The following is a 17,212-nucleotide window of genomic DNA, read 5'->3' as shown; positions in this document are numbered from 1 at the left end:
CAGCGATCCGTCGAAGTTGTTTAGTGGTGAGCTACTTTGGCCAGGTGGCCGACTCCCGGACCAGCACCGACACGGTTCGCGGCTCTGCCGCGGGGATCCCGGGCCGTGAAAAAATCTTGGTGGCCGGTATCGTCCGCGCGGTGGCGGAGGCAGGGGCGCGGCGGCGCGGGCTGGCGGTGGTGCTGCTCGTGCTCGCGGTGGCCGCGACGGCGTGCGCGGCTTCGGACGCGGCGATCGGGCGGCTGGGCGAGGTCGTGCGCACGGCGTCGGGCCCGGTCCGCGGCACGGTGACACCGGATCACCGCGTGTTCCAAGGGATTCCGTACGCGGCGCCGCCGGTCGGCGAGCGCCGCTGGCAGCCGCCGGCCCCGCCCGCGTCGTGGACCGCCGAGCGCGACGCCACGGCCCCCGGCCCGCGTTGTCCTCAGGGCACCACGGCCGGCACGAGTGAAGACTGCCTGTACCTCAACGTCTGGACGCCGCCGGTTTCCACGGTGAAACGCCCGGTGCTCGTCTGGATCCACGGCGGCGCCTTCCTCGACGGCGGCGGCGACCGCTACGACGCCACCCGGCTGGCCGTGCGCGGCGGGGTGGTCGTCGTGACGATCAACTACCGCCTGGGAGCGCTGGGTTTCCTCGCCGACCCGGCCCTGGGCGCGCAGCCGGGCAACTACGGTTTCCTCGACCAGCAACAGGCCCTGCACTGGGTCCACGACAACATCGCGGCCTTCGGCGGCGACCCCGACGCCGTGACCATCGCCGGCGAGTCCGCGGGTGGCATGTCGGTGTGCGACCACCTCGTGGCCCCGGGTTCCCGCGGTCTCTTCCGCGCGGCGATCGTCCAAAGTGCTCCGTGCCAGGCCCAGGCCGGCCTTGCCGCGGCGGAAAAGTCCAGTGTGGACTATTCGACGGCCCGCGGTTGCGCCGACCGCGCGACGGCCGCCGCCTGCCTGCGTGCGCTTCCGGTGGCGAAGCTGGCCACCGCCCCCGTCTACTACTCGCTGGCCGGCATCGGGATCCCCGGCCCGGCCACCGGTGGCACGGTCCTGCCGGCCGACCCGGTCACGGCCGTCCAGCACGGCTCCGCCGCTCCCGTCCCGGTGCTCATGGGCACCACCCACGACGAGTTCACCTACTTCCTCGCCCAGCAGCTCGCGGCCGGCGCCCCGCCCATCACGCCGGCCGGCTACCCCGCCGCCCTGGCCCGCTACTTCCCCGACGCGACGGCCGTCGCGGCCGAATACCCACCGTCCTCCTTCGGCGGCAACGCCTCCCGCGCCTACGCGGCGGCCGTCACGGACTCGTCCTTCGCCTGCGTCGCCGACCAGCTGTCGCACTCCCTGCCGTCGGTCTGGCGCTACGACTTCACCGACGCCACGTCCCCGGCCGCCACCGGCGTCCCGGCCCCCTTCCCCCTCGGCGCGGCCCACACGTTCGAACTCCCGTACCTCTTCGACCTCGACGGCCACCCCGCCGCCCTCACCCCCGCGCAGAAGTCCCTGTCCGACCAGATGGTCGACGCCTGGGCGGCCTTCGTCCACGGCAGCCCCCTGCCGACGTGGCCGGCCGGCTCGGTCGTCACCCTCGCCGCCGACGGCCTCCACCCCGATCCCGCCTTCGCCACCGACCACCACTGCCCGTTCTGGCACGCGAACACCCCGTGACTCCCTGACGCATCTGCTCTGCGACGCGCGGGTGTTTTCGGTGTCGTTGCACGTTCGGCCCCCTGCCGCGCTCCTACTGTCGAACGGCTTGCGCAGGGGAGGGGGAGCGACAGCAGGATGACGGAGCAGACGCCCGTGCCGGACCGGCTCGGGGCCACCGGCGGCGAGTTCGGCGATGCACTGCGGCAGCCGGCCGGCCCCACGTCGGCGAACATCCTCCGCGCGGGGAGCGCGGACATCGTCGCGGCGGCGGCGAAGGGGGACCGGGAGGCGGTTCGACAAGTTCTGTCGGCCGCACGACACGTCGCGGTGCGGTATTGCCGGGCGCGGATCGGGCGGCAGGACGGCACCTTCGCGACCGCCGACAGTGCCGCGAACGAAGTCTGCGCGGCGGTGCTGCGGGCGTTGCCGTCGCAGATCGGTGCCGAGCGCTCGTTGCTCGGTTTGGTGTGTGCCCTCGCGCGGGGAGAAGTCGACCACGTCGGGCGCGAAACCCGGCAGGAGGCGCTCGACCCCATGCGGGTCCTGCCCGACCGGCAGCGTGAGATCCTCGTCCTTCGCGTCATCATCGGGCTGTCCGCCGAAGAGACCGCCGAGGCGCTGGGCCTCACCGCCGGCGCGGTCCGGGTGCAGCAGCACCGGGCGCTCGGCCGGTTGCGCAAGGCGCTCAACGCCGGCTGAGGCACCATGGCCCCATGACCGTCACCGCCGCCGAGCTCGGCCGGGCGCTGGAAAGCGTCGAGAGCACCCTCCGGCCCACCGTCACCCGGGACTGGACCGCCAGAGCCGGTGAGCTCGACTGGGACTGCCGCCAGACCGCGGAGCACGTTGGGGACGTCCTGATGTCCTACGCGGCCCAGGTGGTCAGCCTGCCGCAGGACCACTACGTGCGGTTCCTCGCCAAGGCCGACAAAGGGGCCACGCCACAAGAACTCCTGGAGTTCGCCCTCACCGGCGGCCGCCTGCTCCAAGCGGCCGTGAGCGCGAGCAAGGAGGACGCCCGCGCCTACCACCCGACCGGGAACGCCGATCCCGCCGGCTTCGCCGCCATGGGCTGCGCCGAGCTGCTGCTGCACGGCGAGGACCTGGCGACCGGCCTGGGCACCCGGCTCGACCCGCCGCGTGAGGTCTGCGCGAACGTCGTCGCGCGGCTGTTCCCCGGCGAGGCGCCGGCGTCCGATCCGTGGGACGGTCTCCGGTGGTGCGCGGGCCGCATCGCCTTGCCGGGCAGGTCACGGCGGGCGGAGTGGAAGTGGCGGGGTGCGCCGCCGGGGGAATGACCGTCCCGGAGTGTGAACGGTGGCTGCCTGTAACAAGGGGATCCGGTAGTCTCGAGTACCGAGGTCGAGAGGCGCTGCAACGGACCACGTGAGTCCGCCACGCTCGGCCGGCTCCACCGTGAACCGAAGGGCGCCTCCGTGACTACGACGGAGGTGGCATGACCCAGCAGCTGCGAGACTTGCTCGACCAGCGCATTGCCGTGCTGGACGGCGCATGGGGCACGATGCTGCAGGGCGCCGGTCTGACGCCCGAGGACTACCGCGACGAGTGGCTCGAGGGACACCCCAAGGACGTCACCGGCGACCCGGACCTGCTGAACCTCACCCGGCCCGACGTAATCCTCGACGTCCACCGCCAGTACCTGGCCGCGGGCGCGGACATCACGACCACCAACACCTTCACGGCCACCAGCATCGGCCAGGCCGACTACGGCCTCCAGGACCACGTCCGCGAGATGAACCTGCGCGCGGCCGCCCTGGCGCGCCAGGCGGCCGACGAGTTCGGCGGCCGCTTCGTGGCCGGCTCGATCGGCCCGCTCAACGTCACGCTGTCCCTCTCGCCGCGCGTCGAGGACCCGGCGTTCCGCGCGGTGACGTTCGAGGAGGTCAAGGCCTCCTACGCCGAGCAGATCCAGGCGCTCGCCGACGGCGGCGTCGACCTGCTGCTCATCGAGACGATCTTCGACACCCTCAACGCCAAGGCCGCCATCACGGCCGCGCGCGAGGTCGCGCCGCACCTGCCGCTGTGGATCTCCGTGACGATCGTGGACCTGTCGGGCCGCACGCTCTCGGGCCAGACCGTCGAGGCGTTCTGGAGCTCCATCGCCCACGCGGAACCGCTGGTCGTCGGCGTGAACTGTTCGCTCGGTGCCGCCGAGATGCGCCCGCACGTCGAAGAGCTGGCGAAGATCGCGGGCACCTACACCGCGTGCCACCCCAACGCCGGCCTGCCCAACGCGTTCGGCGGCTACGACCAGACGCCCGACGAGACCGGCGGCATGCTCGGCGAGTTCGCGGGCGAGGGCATGGTCAACATCGTCGGCGGCTGCTGCGGCACCACGCCCGCGCACATCGCGAAGATCGCCGAAGCCGTGCAGGGCCTGGCACCGCGCGAGGTGCCCGAGCCGGCGCACCGCTCGCGCTTCAGCGGGCTGGAGCCGTTCACGATCGGCGAGGACACCGGTTTCGTGATGATCGGCGAGCGCACCAACGTCACCGGGTCCGCGAAGTTCCGCCGCCTCATCGAGGGCGACAACCACCAGGCCGCGGTCGACGTCGCGCTGGAGCAGGTGCGCGGCGGCGCCAACCTGCTCGACGTGAACATGGACGCCGACCTGCTCGAGTCCGAGCAGGCGATGACCACGTTCCTCAACCTCATCGCCACCGAGCCCGAGGTCGCGCGCATCCCGGTGATGATCGACAGCTCGCGCTGGAGCGTGCTCGAAGCCGGCCTGCGGTGCGTGCAGGGCAAGGGCGTGGTCAACTCCATCAGCCTCAAGGAGGGCGAGGGCCCGTTCCTGGAGCAGGCCCGCCGCATCCGCGACTACGGCGCCGGGGTCGTGGTGATGGCCTTCGACGAGAAGGGCCAGGCCGACACCGCGCAGCGCAAGGTGGACATCTGCGCCCGCGCCTACGACCTGCTCACGCAGCAGGCCGGATTCGCGGGCGAGGACATCATCTTCGACCCCAACGTGCTGGCCGTCGCCACCGGCATCAGTGAGCACAACGGCTACGCCAAGGCCTTCATCGAGGCCCTGCCGCAGATCAAGGAACGCTGCCCCGGCGCGCACACGTCCGGCGGCATCTCGAACCTGTCGTTCTCCTTCCGCGGCAACGACGTGGTGCGTGAGGCGATGCACTCGGCGTTCCTGTTCCACGCCGTGCGCGCGGGGCTCGACATGGGCATCGTCAACGCAGGCCAGCTCGCCGTCTACGAGGACATCCCGAAGGACCTGCTGGAGCTCGTCGAGGACGTGCTCTTCGACCGGCGCGAGGACGCGACCGACCGGCTCGTCGAGTTCGCCGACACGGTGAAGGGCAGCGGCACCAAGCGTGTCGTGGACCTGTCGTGGCGCGAAGGCCCGGTCACCGAACGGCTCTCGCACGCGCTCGTGCACGGCATCGTCGACTTCATCGAGGCCGACACCGAAGAGGCGCGTCAGCAGTTCGACCGGCCGCTCGAGGTGATCGAGGGCCCGCTGATGGACGGCATGAAGATCGTCGGCGACCTGTTCGGCTCCGGCAAGATGTTCCTGCCGCAGGTCGTGAAGAGCGCCCGCGTGATGAAGCGGTCCGTGGCCTACCTCGAGCCGTACATGGAGGCGGAGAAGGAGAAGATGCGCCTCGAAGGCCGCATCGACACCTCCCGCGGCCAGGGTAAGGTCGTGCTCGCCACGGTGAAGGGCGACGTGCACGACATCGGCAAGAACATCGTCGGCGTGGTGCTGGGCTGCAACAACTACGAGGTGATCGACCTCGGCGTGATGGTCCCGGCCGCGCAGATCCTGGACACGGCGGTGGCCGAGAGCGCCGACGTGATCGGGCTTTCCGGGCTGATCACGCCCTCGCTCGACGAGATGGTCAGCGTGGCCACGGAGATGCAGCGCCGCGGGCTGAAGCTGCCGCTGCTCATCGGCGGCGCCACCACCTCGAAGCAGCACACGGCGGTGAAGATCGCGCCGGTCTACGACCACACCACCGTGCACGTGCTCGACGCGTCGCGCGTGGTGGGCGTGGTGTCCGACCTGCTCGACACCGACCGTTCCGACGTGCTCGACGCCGCCAACCGCGCCGAGCAGCAGCGCCTGCGCGAGCAGCACGAGAACCGCCACGCGACGCCGTTGCTCACCGTCGAGCAGGCCCGCGCGAACCGCGAGGAGGTGTCGTTCGACGACGTGCCCGTGCCGGAGTTCACCGGCGTGCGCGTGGTCGAGCCGACGATCGCCGAGCTGCGCGAGATGGTCGACTGGCAGTTCCTGTTCCTGGCCTGGGAGCTCAAGGGCAAGTACCCGGCGATCCTGGAGCAGCCCGTCGCGCGCGAGCTCTTCGACGACGCGACCGCGCTGCTCGACGAGATCATCGCCAACGGCTCTTTCACCGCCCGCGGCGCGTACGGCTACTGGCCCGCCCACGCCGAGGGCGACGACATCCTGCTGGACGGCGAGTACGCCGGCCGCGGTTTCCCCATGCTGCGCCAGCAGACGAAGAAGCCCGAAGGCCGCGCCAACCGCTGCCTGGCCGACTACCTCGCGCCTTCCGGCGACCACCTCGGCGGCTTCGCCGTGGCCATCCACGGCGCCGAGGAGCTGGCCCACCACTACGAAGCCGAGCACGACGATTACCGCGCCATCATGGTCAAGGCCCTGGCCGATCGCCTGGCCGAGGCGTTCGCCGAGTACATCCACCTGGAGGCCCGCCGCCGCTGGTTCGAGCCCGACGCGCAGCCGAAGCTGGAAGACCTGCACGCCGAACGCTTCCGCGGCATCCGCCCGGCCCTGGGCTACCCCGCGAGCCCCGACCACAGCGAGAAGAAGGACCTCTTCGACCTGCTCGGCGCCCGCGAGCTCGGCATCGGCCTCACCGAGTCCTACGCGATGACCCCGGCCGCCGCCGTCAGCGGCCTGATCTTCGCGCACCCCGAGTCCCGCTACTTCACCGTCGGGCGCCTCGGCCGCGACCAGGTCGAGGACTACGCGCGCCGGCGCGGCCTGGACCTCGACGAGGTCGAGCGGTGGCTGCGGCCGAACCTCGCGTACTGACCCGGAACCACGGCCGGCGCGGGGTGCCCCGCGTCGGCCGTGTCCGGTTCCGGTAGTCCGAACGGGCGCGAACGGGACGAAACAACCTGGCGCAGCGCCCGGAAAGGCAGCCCGGACCTGCGCAAAGGCGGTGCTGCGGTTACCTTTTCCCCGTGCGTGGATTGAGTGCGGTGAGGTTCGGGGCGGTGGCGCTCCTCGTGGTGGTCGCGGCGGGCGCGGTGGTGTCGGCGGCCGGCAACGCGTGGTGGTGGTTCCTCGCCGGGCCGCTGCTGGTGCCGGCGGTGGTCGGGGTGTACGACTTGGTGCAGCGCAAGCATTCGGTGCTGCGCAACTACCCCGTGCTCGGCCACGCGCGGTTCCTGCTGGAGGCGATCCGTCCGGAGCTGCAGCAGTACTTCATCGAGCGCAACTTCGACGGGCGCCCGTACGACCGCGACGTGCGCAACATCGTCTACCAGCGGGCGAAGGGCACCGTCGCGGAGGAACCGTTCGGCACCGAGCGCGACGTGTACGCCGACGGCTACGAGTTCCTCGTGCCCTCCATGGCGCCGGTCAAGCAGGTGGAGACGCCGCCGCGCGTGCGGATCGGCGGGCCGGACTGCACGAAGCCGTACGACATGGCGTTGCTGAACGTGTCGGCGATGAGTTTCGGCAGCCTTTCCGCCAACGCGATCCTCGCGCTCAGCAAGGGCGCCGCGCTCGGCGGGTTCGCGCACGACACGGGCGAGGGCGGCCTGTCGGAGTACCACCTGCGCGGCGGGGGAGACCTGATCTGGGAGGTCGGCACCGGCTACTTCGGCTGCCGCACCTCCGACGGCGACTTCGACCCGGCCGTGTTCGCCGACAAAGCGCAGCACGACAACGTGAAGTGCGTGTCGCTCAAGCTTTCCCAGGGTGCGAAGCCCGGGATCGGCGGCGTGCTGCCGGGGTCGAAGGTCAACGCCGAGATCGCCCGGGTGCGTGAGGTGCCGATCGGGCAGACCGTGATTTCCCCGCCGTACCACCGCGTTTTCTCCACGCCGCGCGAGCTGGTGCACTTCGTCGCGCGCATGCGTGAGCTCTCGGGCGGCAAGCCCACCGGTTTCAAGCTGTGCGTGGGCTCGCGGCGGCAGGTGCTGGCGCTGTGCAAGGCGATGGCGGACGAGAACGTCACGCCCGACTTCATCGTCGTCGACGGTTCCGAAGGTGGCACCGGCGCCGCGCCGCTGGAGTTCGCCGACCACCTCGGCACGCCGCTGACCGAAGGCCTCATCACCGTCCACAACGCACTCGTCGGTGCCGGCCTGCGCGACCGCATCCGCTTGGGCGCCAGCGGAAAGGTCGCCACGGGCGCCGACCTCGTGAAGCGGTTGATCCAAGGCGCCGACTACACCAACGCCGCGCGGGCGATGATGTTCGCCGTCGGGTGCATCCAGTCGCAGCGCTGCCACACCAACAAGTGCCCGGTCGGCGTCGCCACGCAGGACCCGCGGCGCGGGCGCGCGCTCGACGTCGGGGACAAGTCGCAGCGGGTGCAGCGCTACCAGCACTCGACCGTCGCCGGGGCGCTGCAGATCATGGCCGCGATGGGCGTGTCCGACCCGGCCGACCTCGCGCCGCACCAGCTGCGCCGCCGCCTCGACCCGCACGTGGTGCGCTCCTACGCCGAGCTGTACGAGTGGCTGGAGCCGGGGCAGCTGCTCGCCGAGCCGCCCGAGGAGTGGGCCGTCGACTGGAAGGCCGCGGACCCCGACCGGTTCACCGTGTAGCGGGACACTCCGGCATGTCCGGCATAGGCCGCACGATGCCGCCGGGCTAGGGTGGGCGGAGGTTGAAAAGACAGCCTTCGAGCCCCGGTGTGGATTCGTCCGCGCCAGGGCTCTCCTTCGTGTCGCCGTGACCCCGTGGGCGGGGCGGGGTCGGAGTCGGCGCGTTTCCCGAAAGGCTGAGTGTTCTGTCTGACACAGTGGAGCGGGACGCCTCGCCGGTCGTCCCCAGAGCCGATCCGGCCGCGCCGGGTTCGCGGTTGCGTGTGCTCCTGATCGAAGACGACGACGGCGACGCCCTGATCGTCGAGGAGATGCTGGCCGACGCGTCGGTGCCGGCCACCCTCGCCCGGGCGCGCACGCTCGCCGAGGCGCTCAAGGGCCCGGTCGTGGCCGACTGCATCCTGCTCGACCTCCAGCTCCCCGACGCCATGGGCCTCACCGGGCTCACGCGGCTGCGCCAGCACGCGCCCGGCACCGCCGTGGTGGTGCTGACCGGGCAGAACGACGAGACCACCGGGGTCGCCGCCGTCGCGGCGGGCGCCCAGGACTACCTCGGCAAGAACCAGGTCGACGGCCCGCTGCTGGGCAAGGCGCTGCGCTACGCGTGGGAACGCAAGCGCACCGAGCAGGTGGAGCAGCAGCTGCTGCAGCAACAGCTGCTGGCCAGCGAGAACTCGCGCCTGGAACGCGGCCTGCTGCCCACCCCGCTGCTCGCCGACCCGCACCTGGAGCTGGCGTCGAAGTACCGCCCGGGCCGCAACGGCTCCCTGCTGGGCGGCGACTTCTACGACGCCGTGGAGCTCACCGACGGCACGGTGCACCTGGTGATCGGCGACGTCTGCGGCCACGGCCCGGACGAGGCCGCCCTCGGCGTCGCGCTGCGCATCGCGTGGCGCGCCCTGGTGCTCGCCGGCATGCCGATGGCCGACGTGCTCGCGACGGTCGAGCGCGTCCTCGTGCACGAGCGGATCCGCCCGCTGTTCGCGACGCTGTGCACGGTCGTCGTCGCCCCCGACCGCCGGTCGGCGCGGATGAGCCTCGCCGGCCACCCGCCCCCGCTGCTGATCAGCCGCGACGGCACCGGCCGCCTGCTGCCCGGCGACAAGCTGGGCGTGCCGCTCGGCGTCGTCCCGGACGCGCGCTGGGACCCGCTGGACGTCGCCCTCGAGCCCGGCTGGTCGCTCGTGCTCTACACCGACGGCATCTTCGAAGGCCGCGTCGGCGGTGGCGCGGAGCGCCTCGGCCACGAGGAGATGGCGCGCCTGCTCGTCGCGCTCCTGCGCGAGGCCGGCCCGGACACCGATCACGGCGTGGTGCTCGACCGGCTCATCACCCGCGTCGAGGAGCTCAACGCCGGACCGCTCGACGACGACGTCGCCCTCACCATGCTCACGCACCTGGCCGAGGAGCAGCGATGAGCGGCTCCGGGCGGGCGCAACCGCACTGGCCGATCCGCCGGTGGGTCTCGGTGGTCGGGGTCGTCGAGGCGGTGCTCCTGCTGGCGGCCGTCGCGGGCGGAGTCCTCGCGGTGGGCAACCTCAACGACGCGCGCAGCCGCCTGCTCGACCAGAGCGGCCCGCAGCTGCTGCAGGCCAACGCGCTTTCGCAGGCACTGCTCAACCAGGAGACCGGCGTCCGCGGGTTCCTGCTCACCGGCCAGCGCTCGTTCCTCGACCCCTACCTGGCCGGCCGCTCGCAGCAGGACGCCGCCGTGAGCGAGCTGCGCCGCCTCGGCGCCCTGCCCGGTACCCAGGTCGGCGACGACCTCGAATCCGTGCTGCGTGCCGCTCGCGCGTGGCAGGCGGCGGTCACCACACCGACGGCTCCCGGCGCGCCGCCGCCCGGTGTCGGCGCGGCCGACACCGGCAAGGCGTTGTTCGACCGGGTCCGGGCCACCCTCGACACGCTCTCCGCGCACGTGTCCGCCGCGCGCGACGTCGGCCGGGCCGACCTCAACGGTGCCGCCACGCAGCTCACCGTGCTGCTGCTCGTGATCGCCGGGCTCGTGGTGATCCTGTTCGTGCTGCTGTGGATCTGGCTGCGCCGGGTGATCACGGTGCCGATCATGCGGCTGGCCGCCGAGGTCCGCGCGGTGTCCGACGCCGACGACATCCACCGGCCCGTGCGCGGCAGCGGCCCGCGGGAGCTCGTGGAGCTCGGCGCCGACGTCGACGCGATGCGCCTGCGGATCGTCGGCGAGGTCAGCGAGCTGGAGCACGCGCACGAGCTGCTCGACACCCGCACGCAGGAGCTCGAACGGTCCAATTCGGACCTCGAGCAGTTCGCCTACGTCGCCTCGCACGACCTGCAGGAGCCGCTGCGCAAGGTGGCGAGCTTCTGCCAGCTGCTCGAACGCCGCTACAAGGGCCAGCTCGACGAACGCGGCGAGCAGTACATCGCCTTCGCCGTCGACGGCGCGAAGCGCATGCAGAACCTCATCAACGACCTGCTGTCCTTCTCCCGCGTGGGCCGCCGCGCGGGGGAGATGACCGTGGTGGACACCGGGAAGCTGCTCGACGACGCGCTCGGCAACCTCGAGCCCGTGATCGAGGAGACCGGCGCGCGGATCGAGCGCGGCGAGCTGCCCGAGGTGCGGGGCGAGGGGCCGTTGCTCACCGCTGTGCTGCAGAACCTGGTCAACAACGCGCTGAAGTTCCACGGCGAAGCCCCGCCCGTCGTCCGCGTGAGCGCGGAACGCGAGGGCGAGGAGTGGCTGTTCTCCGTGTCGGACAACGGGATCGGCATCGAGGCGCAGTACGCCGAGCGGATCTTCGTGATCTTCCAGCGGCTGCACAGCAAGTCGGCCTACGGTGGGACCGGGATCGGGCTCGCGATGTGCCGCAAGATCGTGGAGTTCCACGGCGGGCGCATCTGGCTCGACACCGACGTGACCGAAGGCAGCCGCTTCCGCTTCACCCTGCCCGTGCTCGAAGCCGCGCCCCAGCCCGCGGCGGACACCGGGCACACCGAGCCCCTGATCGAGACCCGGACCGGGAACGAGGACGCATGACCGAAACCATGGCCCCCATCGACATCCTGCTCGTCGAGGACGACCCCGGCGACGTGCTGATGACGCAGGAGGCGTTCGAGCACCACAAGATCCGCAACGCGCTCTACGTGGTGGCCGACGGGGTCGAGGCGCTGCAGTTCCTGCGCCGCGAGGACCAGTACGCCGACGCGCCGCGCCCGGGCCTGATCCTGCTGGACCTCAACCTGCCCCGGAAAGACGGGCGCGAGGTGCTCGCCGAGGTGAAGGCGACGCCGGAGCTGCGCAGCATCCCGGTCGTGGTGCTGACGACATCGGAGGCGGAGGAGGACATCCTGCGCAGCTACGACCTGCACGCCAACGCGTACGTGACCAAGCCCGTGGACTTCGACCGGTTCGTGGAGGTCGTGCGCCAGATCGACGATTTCTTCGTCACCGTCGTGAAGCTGCCGCGCTGAGCACCGGCAGTGGCGCGCTCGGCGGCGATCCTGCACGATGGGATCTCGTGACGTCTTCTCCCCGGGATGTGCCCGAATCCGGCGACCTGCTGGTCACGGTGCGGTGGCACGGGCGGGCCGCCGTGGTGACCGTCGCGGGCGAGATCGACCTCGTCACCGCGCCCGAGCTCGACGAGATCGTGACCGGGGTGGTCGACGAGCGTCCCGAGGCGCTCGTGGTCGACCTGCGCCAGGTCACCTTCCTCAGCTCGGCCGGCCTGCAGGTGCTGGCCGCGGCGCACCAGCGGCTGGAGGAGCGGGGGCTGCGCGTGGTCTCGACGTCGCACGTCACGACGCGGCCGCTCACCAGCACCGGGCTCGACACGTGGATCGGCCTGTTCACCACCGTCGACGAGGCGCTCGCTTCGGGAACGGAGGCGTGAGCGTGGCCCTGCCCGAAGACAGCCCGCCCGTGGACACGCGGCCGGGTCAGACCCCGCTCAGCTGCCGCGACGTCATGGCCGAGCCGGGTGCGCTGCGCGCGCTGCGCCACCGGCTCACGGCGTGGGTGCGTGCGGCGGGCGTGCCCGAGGAACGGGCGCAGGACATCGTGCTCGCCAGTTACGAAGCGCTGGCCAACGTCGCCGACCACGCGTACGGCGGCGACGGGCGGGGGCTGCTCGACCTCGAAGCCGTGGTGCGGGCGGACCGGGTCGAGGTCGTGATCACCGACCACGGGCACTGGCGCGCGCCGGTCGACGACCCGAATCCCGTGTCGCTGCGCGGCCGCGGGCTTCTGCTGCTGCGCGCGAGCGCCGACCACGCCGACATCACGCCCGGTGTCGACGGCACCGTGGTCACCCTCGCGTGGAACCTCGCCCCGGCTCGGTCGGCCTGACGGCTCAGGGGTTGACCGGCTGCGGTTCGGCGGGCTGCCCGGCCGCCCGCCGGCGCAGGAGGAACCGTTGCACCTTGCCGCTGGGGTTGCGCGGCAGTTCGCTCACGAACTCCACCCGGCGCGGGTACTTGTACGGCGCCGCAACGGATTTCGCGAAGTCCTGCAGCTGCTTGACCATCGCGGCGCCGCTGTCCGCGCCTTCGCGCAACACCACGTACGCCGCCACGATCGACCCGCGCGCCTCGTCCGGCGCGGCGACCACGGCGCACTCCAGCACGTCGGGGTGGGCCATGAGGACTTCCTCGACCTCGGGGCCCGCGATGTTGTACCCCGACGACACGATCATGTCGTCGCTGCGGGCGCGGTAGTGGAAGTAGCCGTCGGCGTCGCGCACATACGTGTCGCCGGTGAGGTTCCAGCCGTCCTCCACGAACACGGTCTGGCGGTCGTCGGCGAGGTAGCGGCAGCCCGTGGGGCCCTGCACGGCGAGCCGGCCGGGCGTGCCGTCGGGCACCGGGCGGCCCTCGCCGTCCACGATGCGCGCGCGGAACCCCGGCACGACCCGGCCGGTGGAGCCCGGGCGGGTTTCCTCGTCGGCGGCGGAGATGAACACGTGCAGCATCTCCGTGCTGCCGATGCCGTCGATGAGCCAGCGGCCGGTGGCCTCGTGGAAGTCGACGGCCACGCTCTCCGGCAGCGCCTCGCCCGCCGAGACCGCGCGGCGCAGCGCCGACAGCGAGGCTCTTCGGTCGGAGGCGAGGATCGCGCGGTAGGCCGTGGGCGCGGTGAACAGCACCGTGACGCCGTGGGCCGTCGCGAGGCCGGCCAGCTCCGCCGGGGTCGCGCGTTCGACCAGCAGCGTGGCCGCGCCCGCGTGCAGCGGGAAAACGAGCAGCCCGCCGAGGCCGAACGTGAACGCGAGCGGCGGCGTGCCCGTGAACAGGTCGGTCGGCTCGGGCTTCACGAGGTGGCGCGAGAACGTGTCCGCGATGGCGATGAGGTCGCGGTGGAAGTGCATGGTGGCCTTGGGCCGCCCGGTGGTGCCGGAGGTGAAGGCCAGGATCGCGACGTCGTCGGCGGCCGTCTCGACGTCGGCGAACGTCGGGGGCCGCGTCGCGCAGCGGGCCGCCAGGTCGTCGGGGGAGTCGCCGCCGAAGGCGAGCAGCGGCAGGGCGAACGGCAGCAGGTCCTCGGTGTAGCGGTGGTCGGCCAGCGCGAGCGCAGGGGAGGACGCGTCGACGATCTTGGTCAGCTCGTGCGTGCGCAGCATCGGCATCGTGGTCACGGCGACCGCGCCGGCCTTGAGCACGCCGAGCCAGCATGCGGCGAGCCACGGTGTGTTCGGTCCGCGCAGCAGCACGCGGTTGCCCGGCACCACGCCGAGGCTCACCAGGGTGCCCGCGATCTGGTTGGCGCGCGCGAGGAGTTCGCCGTAGGTCCAGCTGCTCGTCGGCGAGAGCACCGCGGGCCGGTCGGGGCCCCACTGCGCGACCGCTCCGTCGAGCAGGCGGGTTGCGGCGTTGAGCCGATCGGGGTAGTGCAGTTCGGGAAGCTCGAAGAGCAGGTGCGGCCACTGGTCGAAGGGAGGCAAGTTGTCCCGGCAGAACGTATCCGAGTGGGCACTGGGCGTGAGCTGCACGGCTGACCTCATTTCCCGTGGCGGCCGTCAAGAGAACGCCACTGTAATACAATTTACGATCGTCAGGAAGACGCTAGAGCGGCCGAAGGGGGCCGGGCCATGGGTGCGGTCGTGAAACCCGAGGTCGACACGCGCGATCCGGACGAGGCTCGGTCGCGGCTCAGCGACGTCTACTGCCCGCACCGGCTCGACCTCGTCGGCGGCGCACGCGGGTTCGTCTGCCGGCAGAGCTCGCGCGGGTTCGCCAAGGTGCGGCTGTTCGACCTCGTGTACGGCGGGCCCGAGGTGCGCGTGGACCCGGTGCCCTTCGACGACTTCGTGCTCGTCACGCGTCCGCTCAAAGGCCGCTTCGCCGTCCGCTCGACCGCGGAGGGGCTGGTCGGCGCCGGGCCGGGCGCGCTCGTGATGGACGCGTACGGCTCGTACCAGCTGCGGTGGTACGACAGCGCCGAGGTGCTCAACACCGTGCTGGACCGCGACGGGCTCGAACGGATCGCGGCCGAGCTGCGCGGGTGGGACGAACCGCGGCCGGTCCGGTTCGCGCTCGGCGCGCCCGCGTCGGCCGCCGCCGCGCGCCGCTGGGACACCGTGACCCGGCTGCTGCTGGAGGAAACGCGGTCGGACGACGGGATGGCGAACAGCCCGCTGCTCGCCGCGCAGCTGTTCCGGCTCGCGGCGACCGCGCTGCTGGAGGCGTACCCGAGCACGTTCGGCGAACCGCAGGCCGAGCCGGTCGGCCCGGTGGCGCCGGCGGCCGTGCGGCGGGCCGAGGCGTTCATCGAGCTGAATGCCGGCGAGGACATCGGGTTGCTCGAGATCGCGGCCGCCGCGCGGCTGAGCGTGCGCGGGTTGCAGGCCGCGTTCAGCCGCGCGGGCCGGCCGTCGCCCGTGGCGTACCTGCGGGAGACGCGGCTGCGCCGGGCGCACGCCGAGCTGCGCGAGCGGTCGCCGGAGGAGACGACGGTGGCGTCCGTCGCGGCGCGATGGGGCTTCGGCAACGCGGGGCGGTTCAGTGCCGAGCACCGGCGCCTCTACGGCTGTGGGCCGTCGGACACCTTGCGCGGCAACGGATAACCGCGCCGCGCTGTCCGGGAAAAGCCGGTTCGCGCACGGCGGGGGCCGGAGAACGCACGGCGCGTTGACTGCCCGTCGCGTTCCCGAATACTCCGCAGGAGATGTAAGCCACGTCACTGCCGGAGGAGGACCCCCGTGACCGTCGACCAGCTCGAACCGGCGCTCGCTTCCCACTACGAACCGTTGATCAACGGTGAGTTCCGCTCGATCTCCACCGAGACGTTCCCGGCGGTGGACGCCGCGACCGGCGCACAGCTCGCGACGATCACCCGAGGCGGCGCGGCCGACGTCGACGCCGCCGTGGCCGCCGCCCGCGCCGCGTTCCCGAAGTGGGCCGCCACACGGCCCGAGGAGCGGTCGCTGCTGCTGCACCGCCTCGCCGACTGGATCGAGGCCAACGCCGAGCGCCTGGCCGCCATCGACACGATGGACATCGGCCGCACGATCTTCGAAACGCCGCTGGACCACCGGATCGCTGTGGGGCAGTACCGGTTCTTCGCCTCGGCCGCCGTCACGCACGACGGCTGGAACCACCCCGTCGCCGGCGGCTGGGCCATCGCGAAGCGCGAGCCGATCGGCGTCGTCGGGCAGATCATCCCGTGGAACGTGCCCGCGATCATGACGGCGTTCAAGCTCGCCCCGGCGCTCGCGGCGGGCAACACGGTGGTGCTCAAGCCGGACGAGAACGCTTCACTGTCCACTTTGGAACTGTGCACGAAGCTCGCCGAGCTCTTCCCGCCCGGCGTGGTGAACGTCGTGCCGGGCTTCGGCGACGAGGCCGGCGCGGCGCTCACGGCGCACCCGGACGTGGACAAGCTCGCTTTCACCGGCTCCGCGGAGGTCGGCCGGCTCGTCGCCCACGCCGGCGCCGAGCGGCTCGTGCCGGTGTCGCTGGAGCTGGGCGGCAAGAGCCCGAACATCGTGTTCCCCGACATCGAGGACCTCGACCGCGTGATCGACAACGCGACGTTCGCCGCCACCTACTGCAACGGCCAGTCCTGCCTCGCCGGCACCCGCCTGTTCGTGCACGACGACCTGTACGACGACTTCCTGGGCAAGCTCTCCGCGAGCTTCCAGGGCGTCCGCCTCGGCTCCCCGCTCGACCCGGCCACGCGGCTGGGCTGTCTCGTGTCGGAGAAACAGGGCCGGCGCGTGCTGGACTACATCGACTCCGGCCGCTCCGACTCGTCGCTCGTCACCGGCGGCGGCCGCGCGACGGTGTCCGGCAGCGAGCACGGCTGGTTCATCGAGCCGACCGTGTTCGAGACGGAGAACTCCAGCCGCATCGCGCAGGAGGAGATCTTCGGCCCGGTGCTGTCGGTCATCCGCTGGAAGGACTACGACGCGCTCATCGACCAGGCCAACGACGTCGAGTACGGCCTCGCCGCCGGCGTCTACACGACCAACCTGAAGAACGCGATGCGCACGGCCGACCGCCTCCACGCCGGCTCGGTGTGGGTCAACCAGTATTTCAACCTCGTCGACGGCTCGCCCTTCGGCGGCTACAAGGGCAGCGGCCTCGGCCGGGAGTACTGCAAGGAAACGCTGGACATGTACACGCAGCTGAAGTCGATCGTGCTGGCGGAGGAACTGCCGCCGCCGCTCTTCGGCTGACTCCCGTCCACCGCACCCGATGCGGCGTTCGGTGCGTTCAATCACCGCATGGTCACCGTACGACAGTGATCACGCCGGGTTCAACGCCGCAGGTCACGGACGCGTAGATCTACT

General features: G+C 71.9%; 13 protein-coding genes. 12 read left to right on the top strand and 1 reads right to left on the bottom strand.

Translation table 11 applies throughout. The features are described 5' to 3' along the window. Positions 1-140 precede the first annotated feature (140 nt). From AB0878_RS39605 to AB0878_RS39560, 10 genes are all read left to right on the top strand, one after another. Positions 141-1,664, top strand: coding sequence for a carboxylesterase family protein (locus tag AB0878_RS39605; protein ID WP_366586331.1), 1,524 nt, complete (start codon positions 141-143; stop codon positions 1,662-1,664). A 117-nt stretch (positions 1,665-1,781) separates the two neighbouring features. Further along, positions 1,782-2,345 (top strand): sigma factor-like helix-turn-helix DNA-binding protein, encoded by a 564-nt coding sequence (locus tag AB0878_RS39600; protein ID WP_366586329.1) that lies wholly within the window; start codon positions 1,782-1,784, stop codon positions 2,343-2,345. A 14-nt stretch (positions 2,346-2,359) separates the two neighbouring features. Continuing rightward, the gene (locus AB0878_RS39595; protein ID WP_366586327.1) at positions 2,360-2,944 is read left to right on the top strand and encodes a hypothetical protein; all 585 of its coding nucleotides are present in this window, start codon (positions 2,360-2,362) and stop codon (positions 2,942-2,944) included. A gap of 158 nt (positions 2,945-3,102) precedes the next feature. Beyond that, positions 3,103-6,702: a methionine synthase gene (gene metH / locus AB0878_RS39590; protein ID WP_366586325.1), complete on the top strand. Its 3,600-nt coding sequence runs from the start codon at positions 3,103-3,105 to the stop codon at positions 6,700-6,702. 185 nt (positions 6,703-6,887) lie between these two features. Then, entirely contained in the window at positions 6,888-8,450 is a 1,563-nt protein-coding gene (locus tag AB0878_RS39585) for an FMN-binding glutamate synthase family protein (RefSeq protein ID WP_366586322.1), read from the top strand. Between the two features lie 197 nt (positions 8,451-8,647). Next, on the top strand, positions 8,648-9,868 hold the full coding sequence (locus AB0878_RS39580) for a SpoIIE family protein phosphatase (protein ID WP_366586319.1): 1,221 nt from the start codon (positions 8,648-8,650) through the stop codon (positions 9,866-9,868). After that, positions 9,865-11,460, top strand: coding sequence for an ATP-binding protein (locus tag AB0878_RS39575; RefSeq protein ID WP_366586317.1), 1,596 nt, complete (start codon positions 9,865-9,867; stop codon positions 11,458-11,460). The genes AB0878_RS39580 and AB0878_RS39575 overlap by 4 nt, the downstream gene beginning before the upstream one ends. Then, the gene (locus AB0878_RS39570) at positions 11,457-11,894 is read left to right on the top strand and encodes a response regulator (RefSeq protein ID WP_285968600.1); all 438 of its coding nucleotides are present in this window, start codon (positions 11,457-11,459) and stop codon (positions 11,892-11,894) included. Before AB0878_RS39575 ends, AB0878_RS39570 begins: the two co-directional genes overlap by 4 nt. A 47-nt stretch (positions 11,895-11,941) precedes the next feature. Further along, a complete protein-coding gene (locus AB0878_RS39565) occupies positions 11,942-12,316 on the top strand; it encodes an STAS domain-containing protein (protein ID WP_366586314.1) in 375 nt (124 codons plus the stop codon). Positions 12,317-12,318: 2 nt separating this feature from the next. Beyond that, positions 12,319-12,771 (top strand): ATP-binding protein, encoded by a 453-nt coding sequence (locus tag AB0878_RS39560; RefSeq protein WP_366586312.1) that lies wholly within the window; start codon positions 12,319-12,321, stop codon positions 12,769-12,771. A gap of 4 nt (positions 12,772-12,775) precedes the next feature. Here AB0878_RS39560 and AB0878_RS39555 read toward each other — a convergent pair whose 3' ends face one another. After that, positions 12,776-14,410: an AMP-binding protein gene (locus tag AB0878_RS39555; RefSeq protein WP_366586310.1), complete on the bottom strand. Its 1,635-nt coding sequence runs from the start codon at positions 14,408-14,410 to the stop codon at positions 12,776-12,778. Positions 14,411-14,509: 99 nt separating this feature from the next. Between AB0878_RS39555 and AB0878_RS39550 the strand changes: the two genes are divergently transcribed. Further along, positions 14,510-15,484, top strand: a complete 975-nt coding sequence (locus AB0878_RS39550; RefSeq protein WP_366586307.1) for an AraC family transcriptional regulator — start codon at positions 14,510-14,512, stop codon at positions 15,482-15,484. A 135-nt stretch (positions 15,485-15,619) separates the two neighbouring features. Next, a complete protein-coding gene (locus AB0878_RS39545) occupies positions 15,620-17,098 on the top strand; it encodes an aldehyde dehydrogenase family protein (RefSeq protein WP_366586305.1) in 1,479 nt (492 codons plus the stop codon). Positions 17,099-17,212: the final 114 nt, after the last annotated feature.

The organism is Amycolatopsis sp. NPDC047767 (assembly GCF_040704195.1).
In the GTDB taxonomy this organism is placed as follows: domain Bacteria; phylum Actinomycetota; class Actinomycetes; order Mycobacteriales; family Pseudonocardiaceae; genus Amycolatopsis.
The sequence above is the reverse complement of the archived record's forward strand: the minus strand, read 5'-3'. Positions and strand labels throughout refer to the sequence as shown.

Excerpts from the sequence above, each read along its gene's own strand:
- AB0878_RS39550 (WP_366586307.1), top strand. The coding sequence starts at position 14,510 with ATGGGTGCGGTCGTGAAACCCGAGGTCGACACGCGCGATCCGGACGAG.
- AB0878_RS39575 (WP_366586317.1), top strand. The coding sequence starts at position 9,865 with ATGAGCGGCTCCGGGCGGGCGCAACCGCACTGGCCGATCCGCCGGTGG.
- AB0878_RS39595 (WP_366586327.1), top strand. The coding sequence starts at position 2,360 with ATGACCGTCACCGCCGCCGAGCTCGGCCGGGCGCTGGAAAGCGTCGAG.
- AB0878_RS39600 (WP_366586329.1), top strand. The coding sequence starts at position 1,782 with ATGACGGAGCAGACGCCCGTGCCGGACCGGCTCGGGGCCACCGGCGGC.
- AB0878_RS39570 (WP_285968600.1), top strand. The coding sequence starts at position 11,457 with ATGACCGAAACCATGGCCCCCATCGACATCCTGCTCGTCGAGGACGAC.
- metH (WP_366586325.1), top strand. The coding sequence starts at position 3,103 with ATGACCCAGCAGCTGCGAGACTTGCTCGACCAGCGCATTGCCGTGCTG.